The following is a 25,338-nucleotide window of genomic DNA, read 5'->3' as shown; positions in this document are numbered from 1 at the left end:
TTATTGCACTCTAAGGCTTAGAACATGATCCATAGCTCAAACCCGCGTTAAAACTGCGTATAAAAAAGTGTTAATATAACGCTTTCGTCAATGGAAAAAGAAGAACAATGACTGAACTAAAAAATGACCGTTATCTACGAGCGTTGCTAAAGCAACCTGTAGATATGACCCCAGTATGGATGATGAGACAAGCGGGTCGCTATCTACCTGAGTATCGAGCTACACGCGCAGTGGCAGGCGACTTTATGTCGTTATGTAAAAATGCCGAGTTAGCGTCAGAGGTGACCCTTCAGCCATTGAAACGTTTCCCATTAGATGCCGCGATTTTGTTTTCGGACATTTTGACCATTCCTGATGCGATGGGTTTGGAACTGCGTTTCGCTCAAGGTGAAGGCCCAATTTTTGATAAACCTATAACCTGTAAAGCCGATGTAGATAAAATTGGCTTACCGGATCCAGAAGGCGAACTTCAATATGTCATGAATGCGGTGCGCCAGATCAGAAAAGATCTCAATGGCGATGTACCGCTCATTGGTTTCTCTGGAAGTCCGTGGACGCTGGCGACCTATATGGTTGAAGGAAGTGGCTCTAAAGCATTCACAAAGATCAAAAAAATGATGTATGCCGAGCCGCAGACATTGCATGCACTGCTCGATAAGCTTGCAGATAGTGTGATCGAGTATCTCAACGCGCAAATTAAGGCGGGTGCACAATCAGTAATGGTGTTTGATACTTGGGGTGGAGTACTCACGCCTCGTGATTACAACCTATTCTCACTTCAATACATGCATAAGATTGTTGATGGCCTTATTCGAGAAAACGAAGGTCGTCGAGTTCCGGTGACACTATTTACTAAAAATGGTGGTATGTGGCTGGAAAAAATTGCCGCGACAGGTTGTGATGCTGTAGGTCTAGATTGGACCATTAACATTGCAGACGCGAAAGCGCGCATCGGCGATAAAGTTGCTTTACAAGGCAATATGGATCCATCAGTGCTTTACGCGCCAAAAGAACGTATTCGCGAAGAAGTAGGTACGATCTTAGAAGGATTTGGTGACGCTGGGACTGGTCATGTCTTTAACTTGGGGCACGGTATTCACTTAGATGTGCCACCTGAAAACGCAGGTGTGTTTGTTGATGCCGTTCATGAACTGTCAAAGCCGTACCATAAGTAGTTGACTGTTCGAGCGTAAAAAAGGGACCAATAGGTCCCTTTTTTGTTGAAGCGTCTAAATGAATTACATATAACGAATCCCTTTCCGCTGGGACTCATCTTGCATTGTTTTATACCGCTTATGCAGCCACATCCACTGATCTACTTGGCGCAATATAACTTGCTCGTAGGCTTTATTCATAATTGCGGCCCCCGCGACTTCGTCTTTCTTGGGGTAATCATCGGAAATAGACGGGGCGAGATTCAGCTCATAAAACCCGTTTTGGTCTCTAAATCCAGTGACGGGCATCATTGCGCAGTCGGTGACACTAAATAGAATGTTAGCACCCGTTGTTGTACAAGCGTCTTGTACAGCAAAGAAAGGCACAAACACCGATTTGTTACGACCATAATCGTGATCGCCAAGATAGAACAGTCTATGGCCTTGCTTAAGCGTTCTGATCATCGCCTTGACGTCTTTGCGGTCAATAAGTTTGTTGCCATTGTGGGTGCGACCCCAAAATTGAATAAAGTCGTAGGCGGGGTTGTCATGTGGCCGATATACGCCATAACCGGGATAGCCTAGTATCGCAAAACCACGTGCACTGATTTCTAAGTTAAGTGTGTGGGGATGGCACAACAGAACGCCGCGCCCTTGTTTGCCGTATTCGATCACTTCGTCGAGGTTGACTGACTTTAGACGTCGTTTCAGTCGCCACGTAGGCCAGAACCATGTGATCCCACTTTCAAACAGTGCGAAACCAGTATTTTTAAAGTTTTGAACAACGATCGATTCGATTTCATCCTGAGGCATGTCAGGAAAGGCCAGCTCTAGGTTACGTCTGGCGATATGGACACGCCCCTTTGCATATCGCATAGAGAGTTTACCTAGGGAGAATCCCATTGCTCTCAAAACCTTATAAGGGAGTACATTGACTATGATGGCTAATAAACCAAAGCCAAACCATACGCTCCAATACCTTGGATGGAGTAATGATAGAGAAAACGTTGGCGGGGCGTATTTGCTCATAGTGTTCCTTAACAATTATTGTAGCTGTTGGCTATATAAAGCCCAAAACTCATCAAAATTTGCGGTTGGTGGCGCGGTGAAGTCCGAGCGAACGAATCGGTTGAGCTTGCCTTCGATATGCGCGAGTAGCGTCGCGGCGATTAAACGCTCATCGATACTAAAGGCTTCACCTTCTCGCAAAGCGCGTTCGCGTAAAATTTGTTTAAGTTGAGATTCAATTTTATCAAAAAACTGATTAATTCGATCGCGTAAACGATCGTTTTCAAACATCAACGCATGTCCAGACATAATCCGCGACAAGCCTTTATTGTGCTCGGCAAAGAGTAAAATAAATGCCATGACCTTCTCTAATCGAGTTAAGGTTTGTTTTTCTACCGCCATAATATGATTAATGCGTGAAAATACAGACTCTTCGATAAACTCGATTAAGCCTTCGAACATTCTGGCTTTGCTGGGAAAGTGGCGATAAAGCGCGGCTTCTGAGACGCCGACTTGTTGCGCTAACTTTGCGGTGGTTATGCGTGACGCACCTTCACTCGACTCCAGCATTTCTGCCAAGGCTTGTAATATCTCTTCTCGACGATTACTTCTACGACTGCCCGACATTATGATTCCTTTACCAATATTGGGTTGATGTTAAGGACATAATTTACAATAAATTTACTTAGAAGACAGGTGATTTGCACAATGCAAAGGCGATGATGAGCACATCTTAAGCAAAATATGTGCTCTGCAGCTTATATCGTTATAGAAGAGTCTCAGAAATGTGGTTGAGGATCTCGGAAGCAAGTTGCTTTTTGGCTTGCAAAGGTAGTGAGCGTTCACCATCTTTCCAAATCAGGTGCAAAGCATTCTGATGACTATTAAACCCTTGCCCTTCGATAGATACATCATTCGCACAGATTAGGTCGAGATTCTTTCGCGTTAGTTTTTGCTTGGCATAGCCAATCACTTCTTGTGTCTCGGCAGCAAAACCCACGGTGATAGGGCGTTGCTGTTGCAAACCCGCTACATCGGCAATGATATCGGGGTTTTTTACCATGGTAATGTTCATGTCATCTTTACCGTCTTGCTTTTTCAGCTTTTGGTCGGCGATGTGTTCTGGGCGGTAATCAGCGACGGCAGCACACCCAATAAATAGGTCTGACTGTTTGGCAAGTTCCATCGACTTTTGGTGCATTTGCATCGCACTGTCGACCCTATGTAGTTGAACGCCAACAGGTGCTTCTAGTTCAACCGGGCCTGATATTAGATTTACTTCTGCGCCAAGATCGAGCGCTGCCTGAGCTAAGGCATAGCCCATTTTCCCCGAGCTGTGATTCGAGATATAGCGAACAGGGTCTATCGCTTCACGAGTTGGGCCTGCTGTGATCGTAACGCGTTTCCCCAACCAAGCCTTAGGCGTAAAAAATCGTTCGCACAGTGCAACTAACTCCATGGGTTCGAGCATTCTTCCTGGACCAACATCCCCACAAGCCTGTTCTCCCTGTGCTGGGCCCCAGATGTTAAACCCGCGCTGGTTAAGCGCAGCAATATTCTCTTGCGTCGCTTGATTACGATACATCTGCTGGTTCATCGCAGGTGCAATGGCAATAGGGGCTTCACTGGCTAAGATTATAGTGGTCAGTAGGTCGTTGCCCATACCCGCTCGAATGCGAGCGATTGAATCAGCGCTGGCAGGAGCAATGACGATAAGATCGGCCCATTTGGCAAACTCAATGTGGCCCATCGATGCTTCTGCTGCGGGATCAAGCAAGCTATCTGCAACCGGTGAACCCGACACGGCTTGCATAGTCAGTGGCGTGATAAACTCTTTTGCAGCGGCTGTCATAACCACTTTTACCGTTGCACCACGTTCGCTAAGGCGACGAGTTAACTCTGCACATTTATAGGCGGCAATTCCGCCAGTAATCCCTAAAACAATGCGTTTTCCAGCCAGGGTTGTCATGCCATTCTCCTCATTCTTCTGCTGCGGCTCACTTTATCACAAATTTATGACCGGATAACCTTTGCGGAAATTTCTTACTCCCTGAATTCATTTCAAATTTGTGTAACAGATGTAACGCACCTAGTGAAAACAGAGCATCGCTCGTAAATTCAGGTTTAGTCGTTCAAACCCTGAGGAGTGAAGAGCAATACTAATTAAAAAAGGAGACTCTATGAGCCTAAAAGCGTTGCCAAATACGCTAAAACCACGAGAGAAACTACTGTCAAAAGGGGCTCATAATTTGAGTGATAGTGAACTGTTGGCTCTTCTATTGGGTACCGGCACAAGAGGCGTCGATGTATTGCAGTTGGCGCAGCAGATCATTGAACAACATGGGTCGCTTCGAAATTTACTCAGTGCGCCGAAGGCGCAGTTTTGCCAAACGAAAGGGCTCGGCGAAGCGACGTACGCACAATTACACGCAGTCGCAGAGTTGATGCGCAGGCAGCTATCAGAAACACTTACGCGGGGTGATGCTTTATGCAGTCCAGAGCAGAGCAAATTGTTTTTGATGTCGATATTACGAGGACGTGAAAGAGAAGCTTTTTATGTGCTGTATTTAGACAATCAAAATCGCATGATCAGCTATGAAATGTTATTCGAAGGCACATTAGACAGTGCGTCTGTTTACCCAAGGGAAGTGGTAAGTCGTGCTTTGGAATGCAGCGCTGCCAGTATACTCGTGGCTCACAACCATCCATCTGGGTTGGCAGAGCCAAGCCAGGCAGATAGAAGGATCACCGAAAGACTGATTAACGCATTGCGCCTTGTTGATATTCGCTTGCTGGATCATTTTGTCATCGGTGATGGGGAGGTTGTTTCGTTTGCTGAGCGAGGTTGGGTTTAGCGTCGCTGCATCTCTGCCCACCATGATTCTGGTGCGTCAATCTGTCCCAATTCATCCAGTGGTGGATAGCTCAGCCCCTTTCTCTTTGCGACTTTGGCTAATACTGGGTGGCCTCGCTCAAATAAGGTTCTATGGATCACTTCGTCAGAGAGCGCAGACTGTTCGCGATCGTAGTATCCGGCCATTTGACGCTGCCTTTGAGCTTCATAGAGTATTAGCGCACTGGCCACTGACACATTAAGTGACTGCACCATGCCGACCATTGGGATAATAATGTCCTGATCCGCTAATGATAGGGCATGCTTTGATATACCGTGCTTTTCCCCACCTAATAATATTGCGGTTGGTTTCGTATAGTCGACGTCCCGATAATCGACTGCACTGTCGGACAAGTGAGTCGCTAAGATCTGCATGTTCTCAGACTTGAGCGTAGCAACTGCATCGTCTATATTTTCGTGAGTCTCTACGTCTACCCAGTTTCTCGCACCCGCAGAGGTATGGCTGAGGGTGCGCATCTTTGGATCGGGCCAAACCGCGTGGATTTTATGTACGCCGGTTGCATCGGCACTACGAATAATGGCCGATACGTTGTTGGGTTTGTGCACTTCTTCAAGGCACAAAGTGAGATCAGGCTGTCTTGATTTAAGAACCTGTTGGATACGGTTGTAACGTTCTAAATTCATGGATTTTGTCGCGTAAAAAAGTAATCCCTAGCGAAGCTAGGGATTATAAGTTAACGTTTTCTTCGTCTGACTCTAAGTACTTGAGGCATCACTCGTATTTTCCTAACGATGCCAGCGAGGTGTACACGGTCTTTCGTCGTCAATGAGACATTCACGGCATATAAGCGGCCATCTTTCTCTTCTGTCGAAATACCATGTATGTTCGAGCCGGTGCGAGAAATGACGTTCGTTAGTGCTGCTAATGCACCCTGTGAGTTTTGCATATCGACTTGCAGTTCGGTGATGAACTCCTGCTCGTGTTCATCAGACCATTGCACTGCCATATATTTGTCTGGCTCTTTTTGGTAGCCACGTATATTTGGGCAGGTCTCAACGTGAACAACAAGACCGCGTCCAGGTGAAACGTGAGCAACAATGTGATCGCCTGGAATAGGGTGACAACAGTTAGCGTATGTCAGCAAGATCCCATCGGCACCTTTGATCGATAGTTTCTTATCAGAACGTTTCTCCACGGAGCTGGTTTCGGTCAGTTCGTCAGCATCACCAAGCAAGCGACGCGCGATGACAATACTCATCAACTCACCTAAACCAATCGCAGCAAGCATATCGTCTACTGATTCGAGTTTGAGCTCGGTAAGCACGTGATCCAGGTTTTGTGGATAAACCGAATCGATGTTATGACGTCCCAACGCATGGTTAAGTAGGCGACGACCCAGCATAATAGACTCGTCACGACGCATGGTTTTGAGCACTTGACGGATTTTTGCTCGGGCTCGAGAAGTCACTACATAGTTAAGCCAAGCCGCGTTAGGGCGAGCGCCTGGAGCCGAGATAATCTCAACTGTCTGGCCATTTTTAAGTGCTTTACTCAGTGGGTAAGGATTTCGATCAACGCGCGCACCGACACAGGTATTACCTACATCGGTATGTACTGCGTACGCAAAGTCTACCGCCGTTGCACCAACTGGCATTTCAACGATGCGACCTTTTGGTGTGAATACGTAAATCTCGTCTGGGAACAGATCTGACTTCACGTTTTCTATAAACTCAAATGAGTTACCGGCACTTTGTTGCAGCTCGAGTAAGCTTTGCATCCAGCGCTGCGCTTTTATTTGTGCAGTGGTACCAGTGCGATCAGAATTACTCTTATACGACCAATGCGCTGCAACACCTTTGTCTGCCATTTGATCCATATCTTCGGTTCTAATTTGAACCTCGACAGGAACACCGTGTGGCCCAACCATTGAGGTGTGGATAGACTGGTATCCATTCGCTTTTGGTACTGCTATGTAGTCTTTCATCCGGCCAGGACGCGGCTTATACAGACTATGGACTTGGCCGAGTACTCGATAGCAAGTGTCTGCGGTATCGACAATGACACGAAAAGCATAGATGTCCATAATGGTATGGAATCGCTGCTCTTTGGTTTTCATTTTATTGTAGATAGAGAACAGGTTTTTCTCACGCCCCACCACTTTTGCATTTAGACCGCATTCAGCCAATCGCCCCTCTAGCTCAGAGTGAATTCGAGCTATCATCTCTTTGCGGTTACCACGTGCCGTTTTCACGACTTCTTTAAGTACGCGATAACGATTTGGGTATAAGGCTTCAAAACCGAGCTCTTCGAGTTCGCTTTTAATGTTATGGATGCCTAAACGATGGGCCAATGGAGAGTAAATTTCGAGAGTTTCGCGAGCAATACGGCGACGCTTGTCTGGGCGCAATGCACCTAGCGTACGCATATTATGTGTACGGTCGGCAAGTTTGATCAATATGACGCGAATGTCTTGTACCATGGCCAAAACCATCTTGCGAAAGTTTTCCGCTTGGGCTTCTTTACGGTCACGAAATTTAAGTTTGTCTAGTTTGGAGACACCATCAACCAATTCGGCAACCGCCGTTCCAAACTGCTCTTGCAGTTCTTCTTTGGTGACTTCGGTATCTTCAATGACGTCATGCAATAGTGCGGCTTGCAGCGTTTCAAGGTCGAGACGCATCTCGGCAAGGATCCGTGCCACTGCGACAGGGTGGATGATGTAAGGTTCACCGCTGGAGCGGGTCTGACCTTCGTGAGCGTCCTTTGCTACCACATAAGATTGACGCAGAGCCTCAACTTGAGGCTCTGAGAGATAGTCTTGGGCAACATCTTTTAGGCTATCGAATAGATACAAACTAAGGCCTTAACTATGTTGTCTTAAAGTATGGTCGGATTAGTGCCCGTGAGTAATGCTGCTTACAGCGGCCAGTTCTGCGGCTTCTTGCTCTTGCTGCTCTTGGCGCTCACGTGCGTCTAAAATGTCTTTTGTGATAAGACCTTCTTCGATTTCGCGTAGTGCGATAACCGTTGGCTTATCATTCTCTTCAGGCACCAATGAATCTTTTCCACCAGTTTGCATCTGACGTGCGCGACGAGCAGAGATCAAAACAAGATCGAAACGGTTACCAACTTTTTCTACAGCGTCTTGAACGGTTACGCGTGCCATGAGAACTCCAAAATTTGATTAATTTACAGGTTGACGGGAAATTATACTCACTTCACAGTAATTCTGCTAGTCATTTGCTAATGAATCTAACGCGCTTTGGTGTTGTGATTGTAATTTTTAAGATTGTTTATCGCTTATTCTGACAGCAGTGCCGTAAGCATTCCGCTGTATTTCGCTGCTTGTTTGTCTTGTTTCAGACGTTCAGCACGGATCACAGCTTTAAGATCGACCAAAGCAGAATCAAAGTCATCGTTAACAATCACATAATCATATTCGTGGTAATGAGACATCTCTGATTTTGCTTCACTCATGCGCTTGGCAATCACGTCATCACTATCTTGCCCACGAACATTAAGTCTACGCTCAAGCTCTCCGTTGGATGGAGGAAGAATAAAAATGCTTTTTGCTGCCGGCATTTGTTCACGAATCTGTCGCGCACCTTGCCAATCAATATCTAAAAATACGTCGATGCCACGTTCAAGGTTTTCTTCAATCCATATGCGTGAGGTGCCGTAAAAGTTACCAAACACTTCTGCGTACTCAAGAAAGCTGTTTTCTTTTATTAAGGCTTTGAAGTTGTCTTTCTCTATAAAGTGATAATGCTGACCATCAACTTCACCTGGGCGAGCTGCGCGGGTGGTATGTGAGACAGACACTTTCATATCATAAGTTGGATTGGTCTCTAATAGAGCCGAGATTAGACTGGATTTTCCGGCGCCGCTGGGGGCCGATACGATATAGAGAGTACCTTTGCTCATGAAATGTTCCACTTAACTAACTGTTGTTTGAAACTGCAACGTCAATATGGCGAGCCAAATGACACAAGCAGTTTTGAAAAGTTGCGCAGCATACCACGCACGCCAATGTTATCACATATTGAATTACTCAAGTTAGAGCACAAACTGAGCGTTTCCTTTGGCTATTACACTCCATTGTCATGACAGTGTCAGAAAAAATTTGACGCTGCTCACTTCCATTTTAGAACAGTGTTTTTGGGAACTTTTTATAACTCTGGTTTTTTAGAAGGTGCGGCAACAGTCTTTTAGAAGATATTTACATTTAAATGCATTTAAATTCAGTCTCTTACATTGTGGATGCTTGGTTTTATATTGTTTTATTTATTTCTTTTATTTTTTTTGTTGGGTTGTAACAAGGTGTTTCTTAATGTGTCCGCAGCGCTGAGGGGCACTTTGAGAACCTAAATACCTCAATTGGGTAATCGCGGCACTTCAGATAGAAAAATAATTTATACGAATCCAACAGTAGGATAACCATAATGAAAAAATTAGCTCTAGCTATCGCAGCGGTACTAGCATCTGGCGTCGCATTTGCAGAAACAGCTGCAACTGACATCTCAAATCTTTCGTCTACTGCTGACGCGCCAAATAATCTTTATGACTTCATCGACAACGACAAGTTAAGCGGTGTTGCTTACGGTGGTGCTGAACTGGGTATGAATGTTCTACTTGGCGATCAAGATGGAAGCATTGACCACTGGGATATGTTCAAAGTGGGTGCTGATTTTACATATGCATACTCTGAAAACCTTTCATTTTTGATCGGTGGTGAAGCGCGTTATGCTTGGGGGGGCGTCGACACTCTAGACGCTCAAAACTATGTTGATCGCTTCCAGTTTGGTATCGAAACTGTTGCAGGTAAAACTACTTGGGGTAAACAGTGTGGTATCGCCGATGTCTACCTTGGCTTTGCTGATATCTCTAAAGAGCACGGTCTAGGCGCTGAAGCTGATGAGGTCGCTTGTACAGAAGAGCAGCTTAACCATCACTACTTTGGTAACAACTTCGATATCGGTGCGGCATACGAGCACACGACTGATGCATGGGCGCTAGGCGGTTCGTACACAGTAGGACCTGTTGTGATTGGTGGTACGTTTGTTGACATCGGTAAAGGCGAGCACTCAGTTGCAGGCGTAGACCACGGTGAGTCAGTTTATACTCTTGGTGCGGTTGTGGTACTGGACAAATTTAACGTAGCGGCTAAATACGCGTACGGTGAAGCGGAGACTGGTGCAGAGACTGAAGAAGTGGCTGGTTATGCACTTGGTGTTGCTTATCAAGCAACGACAAACCTTTCTCTAGCAGCGACTTACAACAACGAAGATTACAATGATGCATACGCAGCAGTAATGAACATGGATTCAGATGACTGGTTCACTCTTGGTGCATCATACCGTCTAAACGAGCACATTGAACTTGTAACAGATTACAAAGTGGCGTCTGAGCAAGACGACAAGCTATTCCTACGCGCGAACGTTTCGTTGTAAGAACCTGCTGACCTTTTTTCTAAGTGAATCATGGATGATGCAGCACGAGCGGCTTGGGCCGCTCGTTTTGTATTTGGCGTTTATTGAAGCATAACTAGCATTGCCGCTATGGCAATTAAGATTAGCCCAATGATGTCTTTCCTAGCCACTTTTTGCCCCAACCAAAAGGTGGATATTAGCAAAGTGAACAGCACTTCAATCTGACCTAAAGTTTTCACGTACGGCACAGCTTGCAGCGACATCGCACTAAACCAGCCTAATGAGCCAATACAACTGGTAAAACTGGTCGCAACGGTGTAGCGAGAATGCGATCGCAAATCCTGCATGGTATTGGGTTCACGTTTCAATATGTAAATCAGCAGCATCAGAGTCTGTAATGAAATCACCACAAACAGAACCCAAGCGGCACGGTGCGGAAAAGGCAGACTCAGGTTTAATGATGCTTCTCTAATCCACAGTGAAGTGATGGCAAATGACCCACCGCAAGCTAAGCCAATTAACAGTGTTTTATAAGATAGGGACTGAATGCCTTTCCCTGCACTCAAGATAAATACTGCGACTCCGCCAATCAATACCCCAATCCAGCCCATGGCTGTTAGTGCGGTGCCAAAAAAGAGTAACCCCAGTATGGCGGCAACTAAGGCTTCGCTTTTAGCAAGACCTGCACCTATAGCGTAGTTTTTTTGTTGGAACAGCTTAACCATTAAGGCCGTTGCGACAATTTGCATGATCGACGCGCCGACGATAAAACTGGCACCTTTAAGGGTGACGCTGGGTAAAGGAGCAGGCTCTATCCAATATAGAATCATTAGATAGAGTAGGGCAATTGGGCTTGCCCAAAGAAATCGGGCTAAAGTGACACCGGCGACGCTAACATGAGCGCTCAATTTACTTTGTAGGGCATTGCGCCAAGATTGCATAAAGGCGGCGAGAAGGGTGAAGCCAATCCATTCCATGGTCGAGCCTAATTATTTAACAAGGCCTTACTATTGATTCATCGTCGTTAGAAAGCAAGCCTTGCATCATTGAGCGTTGATTAACTCTCAGAGGACAAGATAGTTTCTCTGATTCGAATCGCTTCTTTATAGGCTAATACTCCACCGGCAATGTTGCCCATGGTTAGCCCTACAAATAGCCCGTCAACACCCCAAATAAAGGAAAACAGCAGTGCCAGTGGCAGAGTAAATACGAATAAGCGCAATAGACTCCACTTTAGAGCGTTAAGAGGTTGATGCAAAGAATTAAAGGTGCTGACCACCATCATCATGATCCCTTGAAAACCATAACTAACAGGAACTAAGACTAGGTATAGCCAAAGATAATCCGCAACCGCCACGTCACTGGTGAATAGGGTAGTAAAGCTGCTACTGAGCGGCACCATTACAATAAACACAAACAGCTGAAACAATACTGAGAATCGCATTGCCATAAACAAACCATCAAAGCTGCGTTTATCATTTCCAGCCCCAAAATTTTGAGCCATAAATGGATTAAGCACTGAGTTCAACGCCATGGTGGCAAGCAGCAGAACTGACTCGATGCGTTGTGCAGCACCATAGGCAGCAATGGCGGCAATACCGTGGTTTGAGATGACTTTCATCAATATAGCCGTGGAAAGTGGGGCAAGTGCGTTAGACAGTGCTGCGGGTGTACCTAACTTTAAAATATTAAAGCCATCTTGCACTACATACAGCGGGTTGGGGAGTGCAAGCAATTTCTCACGGCGTACTAATATAGTCAGAGACCAAATTACGGCAATCAACCAACTGATGGCACTGGCTATGGCGGCGCCCATAATTCCGTACCCTTCGAAAGAACCAACCCCAAAGATCAGTAAAGGATCAAATATGGCATTGACCAAAGCGGCAACCATCATGATCTGTGCAGGTGTTTTCGTGTCCCCAGTGGCTCGTATTGCGGCATTACCCGTCATCGGGATCACCAGCAGTGGAATGGTGGCAAAAAACACCAGCATATATTCCCGAATGAGGGGAATAAGAGCAAACTCCGCGCCCAGAGCGATAAATAAATTGTCGTGGTAGGTAAAGCCAAAATAGGATGCAATGATCACCAACCCAACGGCAAGTAAAATCCCGTGGCTGGAATAACGAGCCGCTACGGCATGATCACCTTTGCCCAAATTGCGACCCACGTAGGTGGATAAACCAAGCCCCACGCCCATGGTAATGCTGTTGATCCCAAACGTGACTGGAAAGGTGTAGCTGATGGCCGCCAGTGCTTCAGTACCGAGCAGTGAGATGAAATAGGCGTCGACTAAGTTCATCAATAGGATGGCAACGATACCAAACATCATCGGTATCGTTTTATTGGTTAGCACCTGCCCAATGGGAGCCGTGAGTAAACTTTGGTTGTCGCGCATCACACCTAGCCGAGTTACCTTTAGCCAAACAGAATACAAGGTTGCGGCAATGATGCACAGAGAAAACCACGGACATGCTGGCACAAACAGGCTCCAATACTGACTAGCATTTGAATTCAGTCACAAAATTTTAATGGTTGCGCCCTTGGGTTCACTGAAAGCGACCCCACATAGTCTACATACTATGATCGCACAGGCTGTGTGGATCACCCTTAAAAACGAAGAGCAATCAGGAGAATTGACCAATGAACATTCGTCCTTTACACGACCGAGTAATCGTTGAACGCCAAGAAGTAGAATCTAAGTCTGCTGGCGGCATTGTACTTACCGGTTCTGCCGCGGAAAAATCGACTCGCGGTGTTGTGCTAGCAACCGGCAAAGGCCGTATTCTAGAGAACGGAACTGTTCAGCCACTGGATGTAAAAGTTGGCGACACCGTAATCTTCTCAGAAGGCTACGGCACCAAAACAGAAAAAATTGACGGCAAAGATGTGCTGATCCTATCTGAAGGCGACATTCTCGCAATCGTAGAATAATCTCGCCCATCCACGGTTTAATAAGAATTTAAAGGAATTAATCATGGCTGCTAAAGACGTGAAATTTGGTAACGACGCTCGCATCAAAATGCTTGAGGGCGTAAATGTATTGGCTGACGCGGTAAAAGTAACGCTGGGTCCTAAAGGCCGTAATGTTGTCCTAGATAAGTCATTTGGTGCACCGACTATCACTAAAGATGGTGTATCAGTGGCGCGCGAAATCGAGCTGGAAGACAAGTTCCAGAACATGGGCGCGCAAATGGTAAAAGAAGTAGCATCACAAGCTAACGATGCTGCTGGTGACGGAACCACCACTGCGACAGTACTTGCACAGTCTATTATCACCGAAGGCCTAAAAGCGGTTGCTGCGGGTATGAATCCAATGGATCTTAAGCGCGGCATCGACAAAGCCGTTATCGCGGCCGTTGAAGAACTAAAAGGTCTTTCTGAGCCGTGTGCCGATACTAAAGCTATTGCCCAAGTTGGTACTATTTCAGCGAACTCTGATGCGACGGTTGGTAACATCATCGCTGAAGCGATGGAAAAAGTAGGCCGTGACGGTGTTATCACTGTAGAAGAAGGTCAAGCACTGCAAGACGAGCTTGATGTAGTAGAAGGTATGCAGTTTGATCGCGGTTACCTGTCGCCTTACTTCATCAACAACCAAGAAGCGGGCTCTGTTGACCTAGAAAACCCATTTATCCTTCTTATCGACAAGAAAGTATCAAACATCCGTGAGTTGCTGCCAACGCTAGAAGCGGTTGCTAAAGCATCACGTCCACTGCTAATCATTGCAGAAGACGTTGAAGGTGAAGCGCTAGCGACATTGGTTGTGAACAACATGCGTGGCATCGTTAAAGTAGCGGCTGTTAAGGCGCCTGGCTTTGGCGATCGTCGTAAAGCTATGCTTCAAGACATTGCGGTATTGACTGGCGGCACAGTAATTTCTGAAGAAGTGGGTCTAGAGCTTGAGAAAGTGACTCTTGAAGATCTTGGCCAAGCGAAGCGTGTGAGCATCACTAAAGAAAACACCACCATCATCGATGGCACTGGTGAAGAAGCGATGATCCAAGGTCGCGTTGCTCAAATCCGTGGTCAAATCGAAGAAGCGACTTCTGACTACGACAAAGAAAAACTTCAAGAGCGCGTTGCAAAACTTGCTGGTGGTGTTGCCGTTATCAAAGTAGGCGCAGCGACTGAAGTTGAAATGAAAGAGAAGAAAGATCGCGTAGAAGATGCACTTCACGCAACACGCGCCGCTGTTGAAGAAGGTGTAGTTGCTGGTGGTGGTGTGGCACTTATCCGCGCTGCATCTAAGATTGTTGACCTTCAAGGTGACAACGAAGAGCAAAACGTAGGTATTCGCCTTGCACTTCGTGCGATGGAAGCTCCGCTTCGTCAAATCGCATACAACTCTGGTGACGAAGAGTCTGTTGTTGCTAACAATGTTAAAGCGGGCGACGGAAGCTACGGCTACAATGCTGCAACGGGTGGCTACGGAGACATGCTTGAGATGGGTATTCTTGATCCAACGAAAGTAACGCGCAGTGCACTACAGTTTGCAGCATCAGTTGCAGGTCTTATGATCACAACTGAAGCGATGATCACTGACCTTCCGCAAGGCGACGCACCAGCGATGCCTGACATGGGCGGAATGGGCGGCGGCATGGGTGGCATGCCTGGAATGATGTAATCATTCGACCCTTGATGAAAAGCCGAAGCATTTGCTTCGGCTTTTTTGTATGCGTTGTGTAAGAACGCAATCTATCCCAATCTAAGCGAGGTGTTAGGCCTAAGCGCTATTGCAACCACTGTGTCGGGTTTTGCGTTTTGCTGTTGCGTCTTACCTCGAAGTAGAGCGAAGGACGCGTTTGACCACCGGTATCACCCACCAAAGCGATGGTTTCGCCGGCAGTAACCTTATCGCCTTCTTTTTTGGTGAGCACTTGGTTATAACCATAGAGCGTCATATCCCCTTTGCCATGGTCAAGCAGAACGACTAGGCCATAACCTCGCAAATACTCTGCAAACACTACAGTCCCTGAGTAGACAGCTTTTACCGGTTGTTCGTATTTACCGTCAATGACAATGCCTTTTAGGTTGACCTGTCCTTCAAGATTACTTCCATAGCGTTGTAAGACGTTTCCTTTCACAGGCCAAGGCAGCTTTCCTTTGTAGCGGGCTAGTCCGTCCATTGGGACTGCATTACGTTTCGCCGCTTTTGCAATTTCAGCTTTTAGGCGCGTTTCATTACGTTGCAGCTCGGCCAGTTGTGTTTTACTGCCTGAGATGGTTTTGCTGATTTTACTGACCGTCGACTTTCTAGCTTGTTGTGAGCCGCGTAATTTGTCGCGCTCGCTAGTCTGTTTGGCCAATAGCGTCTGTATTTGCTGCTGCTCATTGATCAGCTGTTTGTTCTTTGCCTCTAAACTGGCTTCGGTTTGTTCAAGCTCTGAGATGGCTTTCGCGCGGGCTTTTGCCAAGTGCTGATAATAATAGCTGAGTCGCTGTGCTTCGGGAGATTGATCGCCGTTCCACATTTGCGTGGCACTTTTACCGTGCTGCTGGGTCGCATAAAACGTACTCAATAGCTTTTCTAATGTGTCGGTTTGCTGCTGCTTTGTTTGCTCCAAAGTGGCTTTTTGCTGTTCAAACTCATTTAGGTTGTTGTTCGCTTGGGTAAGTTTCTTTTCTGTGGCTTGAATCGAGCTCGTCAATGAGGAGATGGATAACTCCTCTTTTTTAAGCGAAGCTTGCAGTGAATTCAGTTCTTTTTGCTTAGCTGACAAGCTCTGCTGCTGCTGGCTGATCTGGCTTTTTACACCCTTAAGCTCTTCTTGTGAGGCCGCCACGTTACTCGCAGACAGGCATAGCAAAGCGCCAGTGCAAATCACACTGGCGCTTTTTATCCAATTTGATGCTGTTTTTAACAGATCCATCTAAACAACCGCCAAAAAAAGGAGCGCCTCGAGCGCCCCTTTGTTATCTCTTATTTAGCATTATTTCAGATTTACAATAACCTGACCAGACATCTCGGCTGGGATTTCCATATCTGTTAGGCTCAGCATGGTTGGCGCTAAGTCAGACAGTTTGCCACCTTCAACAAATTCCAGGTCGCGGTTACCGACGTAAACTAGCGGTACTGGTAGGTTGGTGTGCGCGGTATGGATACCACCTGTTTCTGGGTCAACCATCATTTCTGCGTTACCGTGGTCAGCAGTGATAAGCAATTGACCATCCACTTCTTTAATGGCTTCAACGACTTTACCAACACAAGCATCAACAGCTTCAATTGCTTGGCGAGCAGCTTCGTAAACGCCAGTATGACCTACCATGTCTGGGTTCGGGTAGTTACAGATAATGGTGTCGTATTTGCCAGACTTGATAGCCGCAACCATTTTTTCAGTCAGTTCTTCAGAGCTCATCTCTGGCTGAAGATCGTAGGTCGCTACTTTTGGAGAAGCAACAAGTTGACGCTCTTCACCAGCAAACTCGTCTTCTTTACCACCGTTGAAGAAGAACGTAACGTGCGCGTACTTTTCGGTTTCAGAAATACGTAGCTGAGTTTTACCTTGTTTAGACAACCACTCACCGTAAGTGTTTTCTAGCGATGCTGGTGGGAAAGCGATAGCTAGAGGGATGTCTGCAGCGTATTGCGTTAGCATCACAAAGTTACATGCTGGGAATACTTTACGCTCAAAACCATCGAATGATGGAACGAAAGTGCGAGTGATCTGACGAGCACGGTCAGCACGGTAGTTCATGAAGATAACAGCGTCGCCGTCAACGATAGCAGCATCAGCTTGATCATCTGTTTTTAGTACGGTTGCTTTTACGAACTCGTCATTTTCGTCACGTGCGTAAGCGGCTTCTAAGCCAGCAACAGCAGAATCGTAAGTGAATTCGCCTTTGCCTTGAGTCAGCAAATCGTAAGCAACTTCAACGCGATCCCAGTTATTGTCACGGTCCATTGCGTAGTAACGACCTACAAGCGATGCGGTGCGACCTTTACCTAATTTAGCGAACAGCTCATCGAAACGTTTTAGTGAGTTTTCTGCGCTGCGAGGCGGAGTATCACGTCCATCTAGGAAGCAGTGTAGGTAGATATTTTCGGCACCGCGTTCTGCAGCCATTTCGATTGCTGCGTAGATGTGATCTTCGTGAGAGTGAACGCCACCTGGAGACATCAGCCCCATAATGTGTACAGCTTTACCCGCTTTAATTGCGGTATCCATTGCTTCAACAAGCGCTGGTGTCGTTGCAAACTCATTGTCGGCAATTGACTTAGTGATTCGAGTCAGGTCTTGGTATACCACGCGGCCCGCGCCAATATTGGTGTGGCCAACTTCAGAGTTACCCATTTGGCCGTCAGGAAGACCTACATCCATACCAGACGCAGAGATTAGCGTATTTGGTTGGTTTGCAAATAGACCGTCCAATACAGGAGTGTTAGCGTTAGCGATGGCGTTGTTTTGCGAATCTTCGCGATGACCGTAACCATCTAGGATCACGAGCGCCATTGGCTTCTTGTTAGACATAGTTTAAAACCTCAAATCAAATCACTAGTAAAGTAAATTATCGTAATTTTACTACAAAAAGTAACCAATGTAGTGAGCTAAGATCAATAAATTGAATAGGCAATGCCTATTATGTTGAAAGAATTAGTCAAATCGATCAATTTCGTTAAGCAGTGAACAAAAGAATAGTTACAGTCGACCTGATGTGCAATATATGCTGAATAAGTCGACATTGGTCTCACAAACCGAGCGTTATTCAAGAAACGTCGATTGCACCGCTTTACGAGAAACCGCTATACTTGCCCCTTTCCTATCGTAGTAACTGAATAAGAGTACGCAAAATGCAAGACATTATCCCTTTCGTTCAACAGAACTTAATCATGTCGTTGATCTGGGTAGGTGTGTTTATCGCGCTTATTGCAAATATTGTGAAAACCAGAACCGCACAATACAAAGAAGTGGATACCGCTGAAGTGACTCAGCTAATTAACCGCGAACAAGGGATAGTGGTCGATATTCGCTCGGCAGACGAGTTTAAATCGGGCCACATTACTGACGCAGTTCACATTTTGCCATCAGACATCAAAGCAAATAACTTTGGTAAGCTTGAAAGCCAAAAATCAAACCCAATGATTGTTGTATGTAAAACAGGTCAAACTGCAGTAGACATTGCCAACCACATGGCGGGTGCTGGGTTTGAGAATGTTCACGTACTGAAAAATGGCATCGCCTCTTGGAGCGAAGCTAACTTGCCACTGATTCGTGGTAAGAAGAAAAAATAGTACACATACATAGCATTCAATAAACGCGAACAAATTTAATTATTAAAGGACCCTTGTCATGGCTGAAGCAGCAACTCAAGACAACCAAAACTTCACAATTCAACGTATCTTCCTTAAAGATGTTTCATTTGAAACGCCTAACTCTCCAGAGATCTTCCAAAAAGAGTGGCAACCAGATGTAAACCTAGACCTTGATACTAAAAGCCGTGAACTAGGTGAAAATGTATACGAAGTCATTCTACGTCTTACAGTGACTGTAAAGAACGATAACGACACTGCTTTCCTATGTGAAGTGCAACAAGGTGGTATCTTCTCTGCTGAAGGTATGGAAGCAGGCCAATTGGCTCATTGCCTAGGTGCATTCTGCCCTAACATCCTATTCCCATATGCGCGTGAAACCATTTCTAGCCTTGTGGTTAAAGGTACATTCCCACAACTGAACCTAGCACCTGTTAACTTTGATGCGTTGTTCATGAACTACCTTCAAAGCCAAGCTAAACAAAAAGAAGGTCAAGCGGACGCTTAATCGCACCACTTAACTGATTGATGAAGAATGCACATCATCTCAATATGAGGTAATGTGCATTTTGTTTTTCTACTCTCCAAAAGGCAGGAATGGCAATGGTTGAGAAAGTCTCTGTTCATAATAATGTATCGATGACGGTAATTGGTGCGGGTTCATACGGCACATCGCTGGCAATTTCGTTGGCTCGAAATGGCGCCAATGTGGTGCTGTGGGGTCACGAAGCGGAGCACATGCAGACATTGCAAGATGCGCGCATGAACGAAGAGTTTTTGCCCGGAATTACCTTTCCAGAGTCGCTTATTATTGAGTCTGATCTGTCTACAGCAGTCGCGTCTTGTGATGACCTGTTGGTGGTCGTCCCAAGCCACGTGTTTGGTATTGTGCTTAACAGCCTAAAACCCCACCTTACACCTTCACACCGTATCTGTTGGGCGACGAAAGGCCTCGAGCCTGAAACAGGCCGGTTACTGCGTGACGTTGCTCATGATGTTATTGGGCAGAACTATCCACTTGCGGTTTTATCAGGGCCAACCTTTGCAAAAGAACTCGCGGCTGGTATGCCAACGGCTATCTCTGTTGCGTCATCGGACAGTGACTATGCCTTAGAATTACAGAATAAAATTCACTGTGGAAAGACCTTTAGAGTGTATGCGAACGATGACTTCATCGGTATGCAGCTAGGGGGCGCAGTAAAAAACGTTATTGCAATTGGTGCGGGAATGTCTGATGGCATTGGCTTTGGTGCCAATGCACGAACCGCATTAATTACCCGCGGTCTTGCTGAAATGACTCGACTTGGTACGGCACTAGGAGCAAAACCTGAAACGTTCATGGGAATGGCGGGACTGGGCGATCTAGTCTTAACTTGTACTGACAATCAGTCTCGAAATCGACGATTTGGTCTGGCACTAGGGCAGGGCAAAGACGTGGATACGGCGCAAACTGAAATTGGGCAAGTAGTAGAAGGTTACCGAAACACAAAAGAAGTGTGGCTTTTGGCCAGTCGCATGGGAGTAGAGATGCCAATCGTCGAGCAAATCTATCAAGTGTTGTATGGTGACAAAGACGCGCGTCAAGCAGCGCAAGATCTATTAGCGCGCGACAAAAAAGCAGAACGCTAAGTCAAATCTGATGGTAAGGGAGGCGATTCGTGACTCAAGTTGATGAAAAACAAGCGAGTAACTGCTCAGATTCAAAGCAGTTGCTGTGCGAGAAAGATAAAGTATGGAATGAAGTGGTAAAAGAAGCTCGGGAAATGACCGAGCAAGAGCCCATGCTGGCGAGCTTTTATCATGCGACCATCATTAATCATGACAGTTTAGGCAGCGCCCTAAGCTATATACTTGCCAACAAATTGAAAACGGCATCAATGCCCGCCATGGCTGTTCGAGAAGTGATCGAGCAGGCGTTTGATGCGGACCCAAGCATTACTGCTTCTGCCGCATGCGATATTTGCGCCACCGTTTACCGCGATCCAGCGGTAGAAAAGTACTCGATTCCTCTTCTTTATTTAAAAGGCTATCACGCCCTGCAAGGTTATCGCGTCGCCAATTGGCTGTGGAACAATGGCCGATTTGCATTGGCAACTTACCTGCAAAATCAGATTTCTGTCGCTTGTCAGGTGGATGTTCACCCTGCTGCAAAAATTGGCAAAGGCATTATGTTTGACCACGCAACCGGTATTGTCATTGGTGAAACGGCAGTGGTGGAAGATGATGTGTCCATCTTGCAAGATGTAACCCTTGGGGGCACGGGCAAAGAAGGTGGGGATCGTCACCCTAAAATCCGTGAGGGTGTAATGATCGGAGCCGGAGCCAAGATTCTAGGTAATATCGAAGTAGGGCAAGGTGCGAAAATAGGCTCGTGTTCTGTTGTTCTACAAGCGGTCCCTGCGCATACCACTGTTGCAGGAGTTCCAGCCAAAATAGTTGGAAAACCCAAGTCAGATAAGCCTTCACTCGATATGGATCAGCAGTTTAATGGGCGATCTCAGCAGTTTACTGGCGGTGATGGAATTTAATCCAGTATCATATTTAAGGCGCTTTTTTTAGGTTAGAATTGCCAAAATAAGAATCAATAATACTTATATAAGAAGATAACGTTATGAAGATTGCAGTTGCAGGTACAGGCTATGTTGGTCTATCTAATGCGATGTTACTCGCCCAAAACCACCAGGTTGTAGCGCTAGACATCATTCCCGAAAAAGTGGCCATGCTCAATGATAAGCAGTCACCTATTGTCGATACTGAGATTGAATCGTTTTTAAGCACCAAAGAACTAAATTTCGTTGCGACAACGGATAAAACGGAAGCTTATGTGGGAGCGCAATACGTCATTATTGCGACACCGACGGATTACGACCCCAAGACTAATTACTTCAACACCAGCTCGGTAGAGGCGGTTATTCGTGACGTTATGGAGATCAATCCAGACGCCGTAATGGTTATCAAATCTACGGTTCCTGTTGGTTACACAGAAGATGTAAAGCGAGAGCTTGGCTGTGAAAATGTGATGTTTTCGCCTGAGTTTTTACGAGAAGGTAAAGCGTTATACGACAACCTTTACCCATCCCGTATTATTGTGGGCGAACAAACAGAGCGCGCTAAAGTGTTTGCAGGCTTACTCGTAGAAGGAGCAATTAAAGACGACATTGAGGTTCTTTTTGCCAATTCAACCGAAGCTGAAGCGGTGAAACTGTTTTCAAATACTTATTTGGCCTTGCGTGTAGCATACTTTAACGAGCTGGACTCTTACGCAGAGGCTCATGGACTGGATTCTCGACAAATCATAGAAGGCGTTGGTCTGGATCCTCGTATCGGCAATCACTACAATAACCCTTCGTTTGGTTATGGCGGATACTGCCTACCAAAAGACACGAAACAGTTATTGGCCAACTACGAGAGCGTCCCAAATAACATCATAAAAGCCATCGTTGATGCCAACCGTACTCGTAAAGACTTTATTGCCGACTCAATCATTAGTCGCAAACCTCAAGCCGTGGGGATCTATCGTCTAATCATGAAAACCGGCTCGGACAACTTCCGCGCATCGTCGGTGCAGGGCATCATGAAGAGACTTAAAGCGAAAGGTATTCCTGTTGTTGTGTATGAGCCTGTATTAGAAGAAGATCACTTCTACTATTCGCCAGTGATACGTGATCTTGATAAGTTTAAGCAAATGAGTGACGTGATTGTATCTAACCGAATGGTTGAAGAATTAGCAGATGTCGCTGATAAAGTGTACACGCGCGATCTATTTGGTTCAGATTAGGTACTAAATCCATCGTAAAAGATTCGTTAATTGACCTAAGCGGGGTCAGATCTACATAAGTGGATCTGACCCCGCTTTATATTTATACTAATCGGCCAAGTATCAGAAGGTTAAGATATGAAAACGCGCGATAGAATAGTTTTAAAGTCACTCGAGTTGTTTAACGAGCAAGGCGAGCGCAATGTCACCACCAATCATATTGCTGCCCATATGAACATCAGTACTGGGAATCTCTACTACCACTTTAGTAACAAGCAGGAAATCATTCTTGCGATTTATGAACTGTATGAAGGGGAGTTGTTAGAGCGATTTTCACCGCATTATCATCAGCAAGAGAATCTGGCGCTTCTAAAGCACTATTTGGATTCGATTTTTACTTTAATGTGGAAGTATCGTTTTTTCTATGCAAACTTGCCGGAGATTTTGCAGCGGGACAGTGCCCTGCATCAGCGTTACATGCGAACCCAAAAAGAGTTGAGTCGCAACTTGTTATCCATTTTGGATTCGTTTCAGAATATGGATCTTGTCACCTTTACCGATATTCAGAAATCGCAACTGTGCGTTAATTTACACATGGTTGCCGTCTCCTGGATTGCGTATCAATCGAGTATGTCGCTCAATATAGAAATCACCCAAAAGGTTATCTATCAGGGCATGCTACAAATGATTTCAATCATCAAACCGTTTGGTACATCACTGGGTAAAGAACAGATGGAATTGCTAGAGGAAGGTATTCAGGTCATGCTGGCTTGATGGCTTACCGAAAATTAGAAAAGGGCGCTAAATGCGCCCTTTTTAATATCTGTGTTAAGCACTACAAGTCGTCGCTATCCATAGAGCTTTGATGTGCGTAGGCAGTGCCCATTCGTGTTGGCGCCCCGTTTTCCATACTAGCGTCAAAAGTGATGGCTTCTTTAGAAAATACGTTGATGACGGTTGAGCCTAGCTTGAAGCGTCCCATTTCGTCACCTTTCTTGAGGGTAATCGCTTCCTCGCCTTCAGTTGGATAATTCCAGCGATATACCGAATTTCCACGTGGCGGTGTAACTGTACCAGCCCAAATAAGCTCGATACTGCCGACGATGGTTGCACCAACTAAAACTTGCGCCATAGGGCCAAATTCAGTGTCAAAAATACAGACAACACGTTCATTTCGCGCGAATAGGTTAGGCACATTCTCAGCAGTTAAAGGATTGACCGAGAACAGATCGCCAGGGACATAAATCATTTGACGCAGAGTGCCGTCACACGGCATATGAACTCGATGATAATCGCGCGGTGAAAGATACAAAGTAGCAAAACTGCCGTGTTCAAACTCTTCCGCTAAACTGTGGTCGCCACCAAGCAACTCCAAGGCGCTATAGTGATGATTCTTGGCTTGCACCAGTTGATTATCAACAAGTGGCCCAAATTGGCTTACGCAGGCATCTGCAGGATGAGTGAGTACAGACTGACGTTCATCCACCAAACGAGCACCGGGTTTGAGCTCTCTTACAAAAAACTCATTAAACGTTTTAAAGTGCTCGGGATCTGAATGCAGGGCTTCGTCCATATCCACTTTATATTGCTTAATAAACGTTTTGATTACTGCTGTTGTGATGCTTCCTAATTTAGCCGATGCCAGTCTTCCAACAAGGCGAGTCAGTCCATGTTGAGGTAGCCAATATTGCAGATTTACTTTCAGTTTGTTTAGCACGGTCAATCTCTTTCGGTCTATAAAGTTTCTAAGCGCGAATCTTACTCAATTCGTACTCGCTTGTCTAAGTCGCTAGATTCAGCGTTGTGATTGGAGTTACTGATCCAAGCGTTTGTTTTTCGAATATTGTCTGTTGGCTTTATTTTCAGACATTGATTCTAAGATTCGATGATAGCTTTCAAAACGTTGAGTAGAAATTTTCCCTTCTGAGACGGCGTCAGTGATCAGGCAACCGGGATCATCAAGGTGTTTACAATCTCTAAATTTACACCCTCCTAGAAAGGGTTCGAATTCGACAAAAGCTTTAGTGATTTGCTCGGCATCAAGATGCCACAGTCCAAACTCCCTAACTCCAGGAGAGTCGATCAGATCGCCTCCACTTGGGAAGTGATAAAGTCTTGCTGCTGTCGTTGTATGCTGTCCAAGCCCAGAGTTTGTCGAGACGGCGCCTTCTTCAATATTTGCTTCAGGTAATAGTGCGTTCACCAAACTGGACTTCCCAACACCAGACTGGCCAACAAAAATGTTAATTTTGTCATTTAGCTCAGTTTCTAGTTTAGCTAAACCATCGGTGTCTTCTTTACTGACAAACAGCACTTTAAAGCCTAGTGATTCATAGATAGATAAGGCTTGTCGATAACTTTCGCGTTCAGCAGAGTTCAGCAGGTCAATTTTGTTGAGAACTAATAGAGGCGCTATGTCCAACGTGCGTGACGCCACAAGGTAGCGATCGATAATATCCAGTGAGAGTTCAGGCAATACCGATGAGACGATAACCATCTGATTGACGTTCGCAGCAACAGGCTTGAGGCCGTCATAGTAGTCTGGTCGTGTTAATACTGATTCTCTAGGCTCCACGGCTTCTACAACACCAGATATACCCGCCATAACTTCCAGTCCCATGCGCCATAGTACTCGGTCACCGGAGACAAGACTTTCGATTCCACGTCTAAGGTTACAACGATGGATAACACCGCTGTCCAAATCTTCAATATCTGCATGTTGGCCAAATCGTGTGATCACTAAACCTTGCTTAGCGTCACCAAGCATTGCTTCATCCCACTCTACGCTCGATTCAGATTGCTTTAAGCGCTTCTTTTGATTCGAGCGGACTCGGCGAACTTGCCCTTTTGTCAGTTTTTTCTTCTTTGCCATTCAAACAGT

24 protein-coding genes are annotated in these 25,338 nt (G+C 45.8%); 11 read left to right on the top strand and 13 right to left on the bottom strand.

Annotated features, from left to right (window positions below):
- The first annotated feature begins 107 nt into the window (after positions 1–107).
- The gene (gene hemE / locus JQC93_RS18045; protein WP_205159752.1) at positions 108–1,175 is read left to right on the top strand and encodes a uroporphyrinogen decarboxylase; all 1,068 of its coding nucleotides are present in this window, start codon (positions 108–110) and stop codon (positions 1,173–1,175) included.
- A gap of 63 nt (positions 1,176–1,238) precedes the next feature.
- Here hemE and lpxL read toward each other — a convergent pair whose 3' ends face one another.
- From lpxL to coaBC, 3 genes are all read right to left on the bottom strand, one after another.
- Positions 1,239–2,183, bottom strand: a complete 945-nt coding sequence (gene lpxL, locus JQC93_RS18040) for an LpxL/LpxP family Kdo(2)-lipid IV(A) lauroyl/palmitoleoyl acyltransferase (protein ID WP_205159751.1) — start codon at positions 2,181–2,183, stop codon at positions 1,239–1,241.
- A 15-nt stretch (positions 2,184–2,198) separates the two neighbouring features.
- Positions 2,199–2,789, bottom strand: coding sequence for a nucleoid occlusion factor SlmA (gene slmA, locus JQC93_RS18035; RefSeq protein WP_205159750.1), 591 nt, complete (start codon positions 2,787–2,789; stop codon positions 2,199–2,201).
- 139 nt (positions 2,790–2,928) lie between these two features.
- The gene (gene coaBC / locus JQC93_RS18030; RefSeq protein WP_205159749.1) at positions 2,929–4,131 is read right to left on the bottom strand and encodes a bifunctional phosphopantothenoylcysteine decarboxylase/phosphopantothenate--cysteine ligase CoaBC; all 1,203 of its coding nucleotides are present in this window, start codon (positions 4,129–4,131) and stop codon (positions 2,929–2,931) included.
- Between the two features lie 211 nt (positions 4,132–4,342).
- Here coaBC and radC point away from each other — a divergent pair, with 211 nt between their 5' ends.
- Positions 4,343–5,017, top strand: a complete 675-nt coding sequence (radC, locus tag JQC93_RS18025) for a RadC family protein (RefSeq protein WP_205159748.1) — start codon at positions 4,343–4,345, stop codon at positions 5,015–5,017.
- Here radC and trmH read toward each other — a convergent pair.
- From trmH to gmk, 4 genes are all read right to left on the bottom strand, one after another.
- Entirely contained in the window at positions 5,014–5,700 is a 687-nt protein-coding gene (gene trmH, locus JQC93_RS18020) for a tRNA (guanosine(18)-2'-O)-methyltransferase TrmH (RefSeq protein ID WP_205159747.1), read from the bottom strand. The genes radC and trmH overlap by 4 nt on opposite strands.
- Positions 5,701–5,750: 50 nt before the next feature.
- Entirely contained in the window at positions 5,751–7,871 is a 2,121-nt protein-coding gene (spoT, locus tag JQC93_RS18015; protein WP_205159746.1) for a bifunctional GTP diphosphokinase/guanosine-3',5'-bis pyrophosphate 3'-pyrophosphohydrolase, read from the bottom strand.
- 39 nt (positions 7,872–7,910) lie between these two features.
- The gene (rpoZ, locus tag JQC93_RS18010; RefSeq protein WP_084885489.1) at positions 7,911–8,183 is read right to left on the bottom strand and encodes a DNA-directed RNA polymerase subunit omega; all 273 of its coding nucleotides are present in this window, start codon (positions 8,181–8,183) and stop codon (positions 7,911–7,913) included.
- Positions 8,184–8,317: 134 nt separating this feature from the next.
- Positions 8,318–8,941 carry a guanylate kinase gene (gene gmk / locus JQC93_RS18005; protein WP_205159745.1) on the bottom strand — a complete coding sequence of 208 codons (624 nt, stop codon included), beginning with the start codon at positions 8,939–8,941 and terminating at the stop codon, positions 8,318–8,320.
- A gap of 518 nt (positions 8,942–9,459) precedes the next feature.
- Between gmk and JQC93_RS18000 the strand changes: the two genes are divergently transcribed.
- Entirely contained in the window at positions 9,460–10,467 is a 1,008-nt protein-coding gene (locus tag JQC93_RS18000) for a porin (protein ID WP_205159744.1), read from the top strand.
- A gap of 80 nt (positions 10,468–10,547) precedes the next feature.
- On the opposite strand, the gene JQC93_RS17995 is transcribed toward JQC93_RS18000, so the two are convergent.
- Together JQC93_RS17995 and JQC93_RS17990 are read right to left on the bottom strand one after the other, a co-directional pair.
- On the bottom strand, positions 10,548–11,423 hold the full coding sequence (locus JQC93_RS17995) for an EamA family transporter (RefSeq protein WP_205159743.1): 876 nt from the start codon (positions 11,421–11,423) through the stop codon (positions 10,548–10,550).
- An 80-nt stretch (positions 11,424–11,503) separates the two neighbouring features.
- Positions 11,504–12,847 carry an MATE family efflux transporter gene (locus JQC93_RS17990; RefSeq protein ID WP_205159773.1) on the bottom strand — a complete coding sequence of 448 codons (1,344 nt, stop codon included), beginning with the start codon at positions 12,845–12,847 and terminating at the stop codon, positions 11,504–11,506.
- Positions 12,848–13,092: 245 nt separating this feature from the next.
- On the opposite strand from JQC93_RS17990, the gene JQC93_RS17985 reads away from it, so the two are divergent.
- Positions 13,093–13,383 carry a co-chaperone GroES gene (locus tag JQC93_RS17985; protein WP_205159742.1) on the top strand — a complete coding sequence of 97 codons (291 nt, stop codon included), beginning with the start codon at positions 13,093–13,095 and terminating at the stop codon, positions 13,381–13,383.
- 43 nt (positions 13,384–13,426) lie between these two features.
- Positions 13,427–15,076, top strand: coding sequence for a chaperonin GroEL (gene groL / locus JQC93_RS17980; protein ID WP_205159741.1), 1,650 nt, complete (start codon positions 13,427–13,429; stop codon positions 15,074–15,076).
- 106 nt (positions 15,077–15,182) lie between these two features.
- On the opposite strand, the gene JQC93_RS17975 is transcribed toward groL, so the two are convergent.
- Positions 15,183–16,322: a murein hydrolase activator EnvC family protein gene (locus tag JQC93_RS17975; RefSeq protein WP_205159740.1), complete on the bottom strand. Its 1,140-nt coding sequence runs from the start codon at positions 16,320–16,322 to the stop codon at positions 15,183–15,185.
- Positions 16,323–16,382: 60 nt separating this feature from the next.
- Positions 16,383–17,921 carry a 2,3-bisphosphoglycerate-independent phosphoglycerate mutase gene (gpmM, locus tag JQC93_RS17970; RefSeq protein WP_205159739.1) on the bottom strand — a complete coding sequence of 513 codons (1,539 nt, stop codon included), beginning with the start codon at positions 17,919–17,921 and terminating at the stop codon, positions 16,383–16,385.
- 320 nt (positions 17,922–18,241) lie between these two features.
- Between gpmM and JQC93_RS17965 the strand changes: the two genes are divergently transcribed.
- The 6 genes from JQC93_RS17965 (at position 18,242) to JQC93_RS17940 (ending at position 23,231) form a co-directional block, all read left to right on the top strand.
- The gene (locus tag JQC93_RS17965) at positions 18,242–18,682 is read left to right on the top strand and encodes a rhodanese-like domain-containing protein (protein WP_205159738.1); all 441 of its coding nucleotides are present in this window, start codon (positions 18,242–18,244) and stop codon (positions 18,680–18,682) included.
- A 58-nt stretch (positions 18,683–18,740) separates the two neighbouring features.
- Positions 18,741–19,208 carry a protein-export chaperone SecB gene (secB, locus tag JQC93_RS17960; protein ID WP_084885471.1) on the top strand — a complete coding sequence of 156 codons (468 nt, stop codon included), beginning with the start codon at positions 18,741–18,743 and terminating at the stop codon, positions 19,206–19,208.
- 95 nt (positions 19,209–19,303) lie between these two features.
- Positions 19,304–20,329 carry an NAD(P)H-dependent glycerol-3-phosphate dehydrogenase gene (gene gpsA, locus JQC93_RS17955; RefSeq protein WP_268980186.1) on the top strand — a complete coding sequence of 342 codons (1,026 nt, stop codon included), beginning with the start codon at positions 19,304–19,306 and terminating at the stop codon, positions 20,327–20,329.
- 80 nt (positions 20,330–20,409) lie between these two features.
- Positions 20,410–21,228: a serine O-acetyltransferase gene (cysE, locus tag JQC93_RS17950; RefSeq protein WP_205159771.1), complete on the top strand. Its 819-nt coding sequence runs from the start codon at positions 20,410–20,412 to the stop codon at positions 21,226–21,228.
- 83 nt (positions 21,229–21,311) lie between these two features.
- Positions 21,312–22,478 (top strand): nucleotide sugar dehydrogenase, encoded by a 1,167-nt coding sequence (locus JQC93_RS17945; protein WP_205159737.1) that lies wholly within the window; start codon positions 21,312–21,314, stop codon positions 22,476–22,478.
- A gap of 117 nt (positions 22,479–22,595) precedes the next feature.
- The gene (locus JQC93_RS17940) at positions 22,596–23,231 is read left to right on the top strand and encodes a TetR/AcrR family transcriptional regulator (protein ID WP_205159736.1); all 636 of its coding nucleotides are present in this window, start codon (positions 22,596–22,598) and stop codon (positions 23,229–23,231) included.
- Between the two features lie 61 nt (positions 23,232–23,292).
- Here the strand turns inward: JQC93_RS17940 and asd are convergent, their stop codons facing one another.
- Together asd and rsgA are read right to left on the bottom strand one after the other, a co-directional pair.
- Entirely contained in the window at positions 23,293–24,174 is an 882-nt protein-coding gene (gene asd / locus JQC93_RS17935; RefSeq protein ID WP_205159735.1) for an archaetidylserine decarboxylase, read from the bottom strand.
- 96 nt (positions 24,175–24,270) lie between these two features.
- A complete protein-coding gene (gene rsgA / locus JQC93_RS17930) occupies positions 24,271–25,329 on the bottom strand; it encodes a small ribosomal subunit biogenesis GTPase RsgA (RefSeq protein ID WP_205159734.1) in 1,059 nt (352 codons plus the stop codon).
- Positions 25,330–25,338: the final 9 nt, after the last annotated feature.

The sequence above is a fragment of the Vibrio ulleungensis genome (genome assembly GCF_016900875.1).
Lineage (GTDB): Bacteria > Pseudomonadota > Gammaproteobacteria > Enterobacterales > Vibrionaceae > Vibrio > Vibrio ulleungensis.
This window is presented reverse-complemented; position numbering and strand designations above follow the sequence as displayed.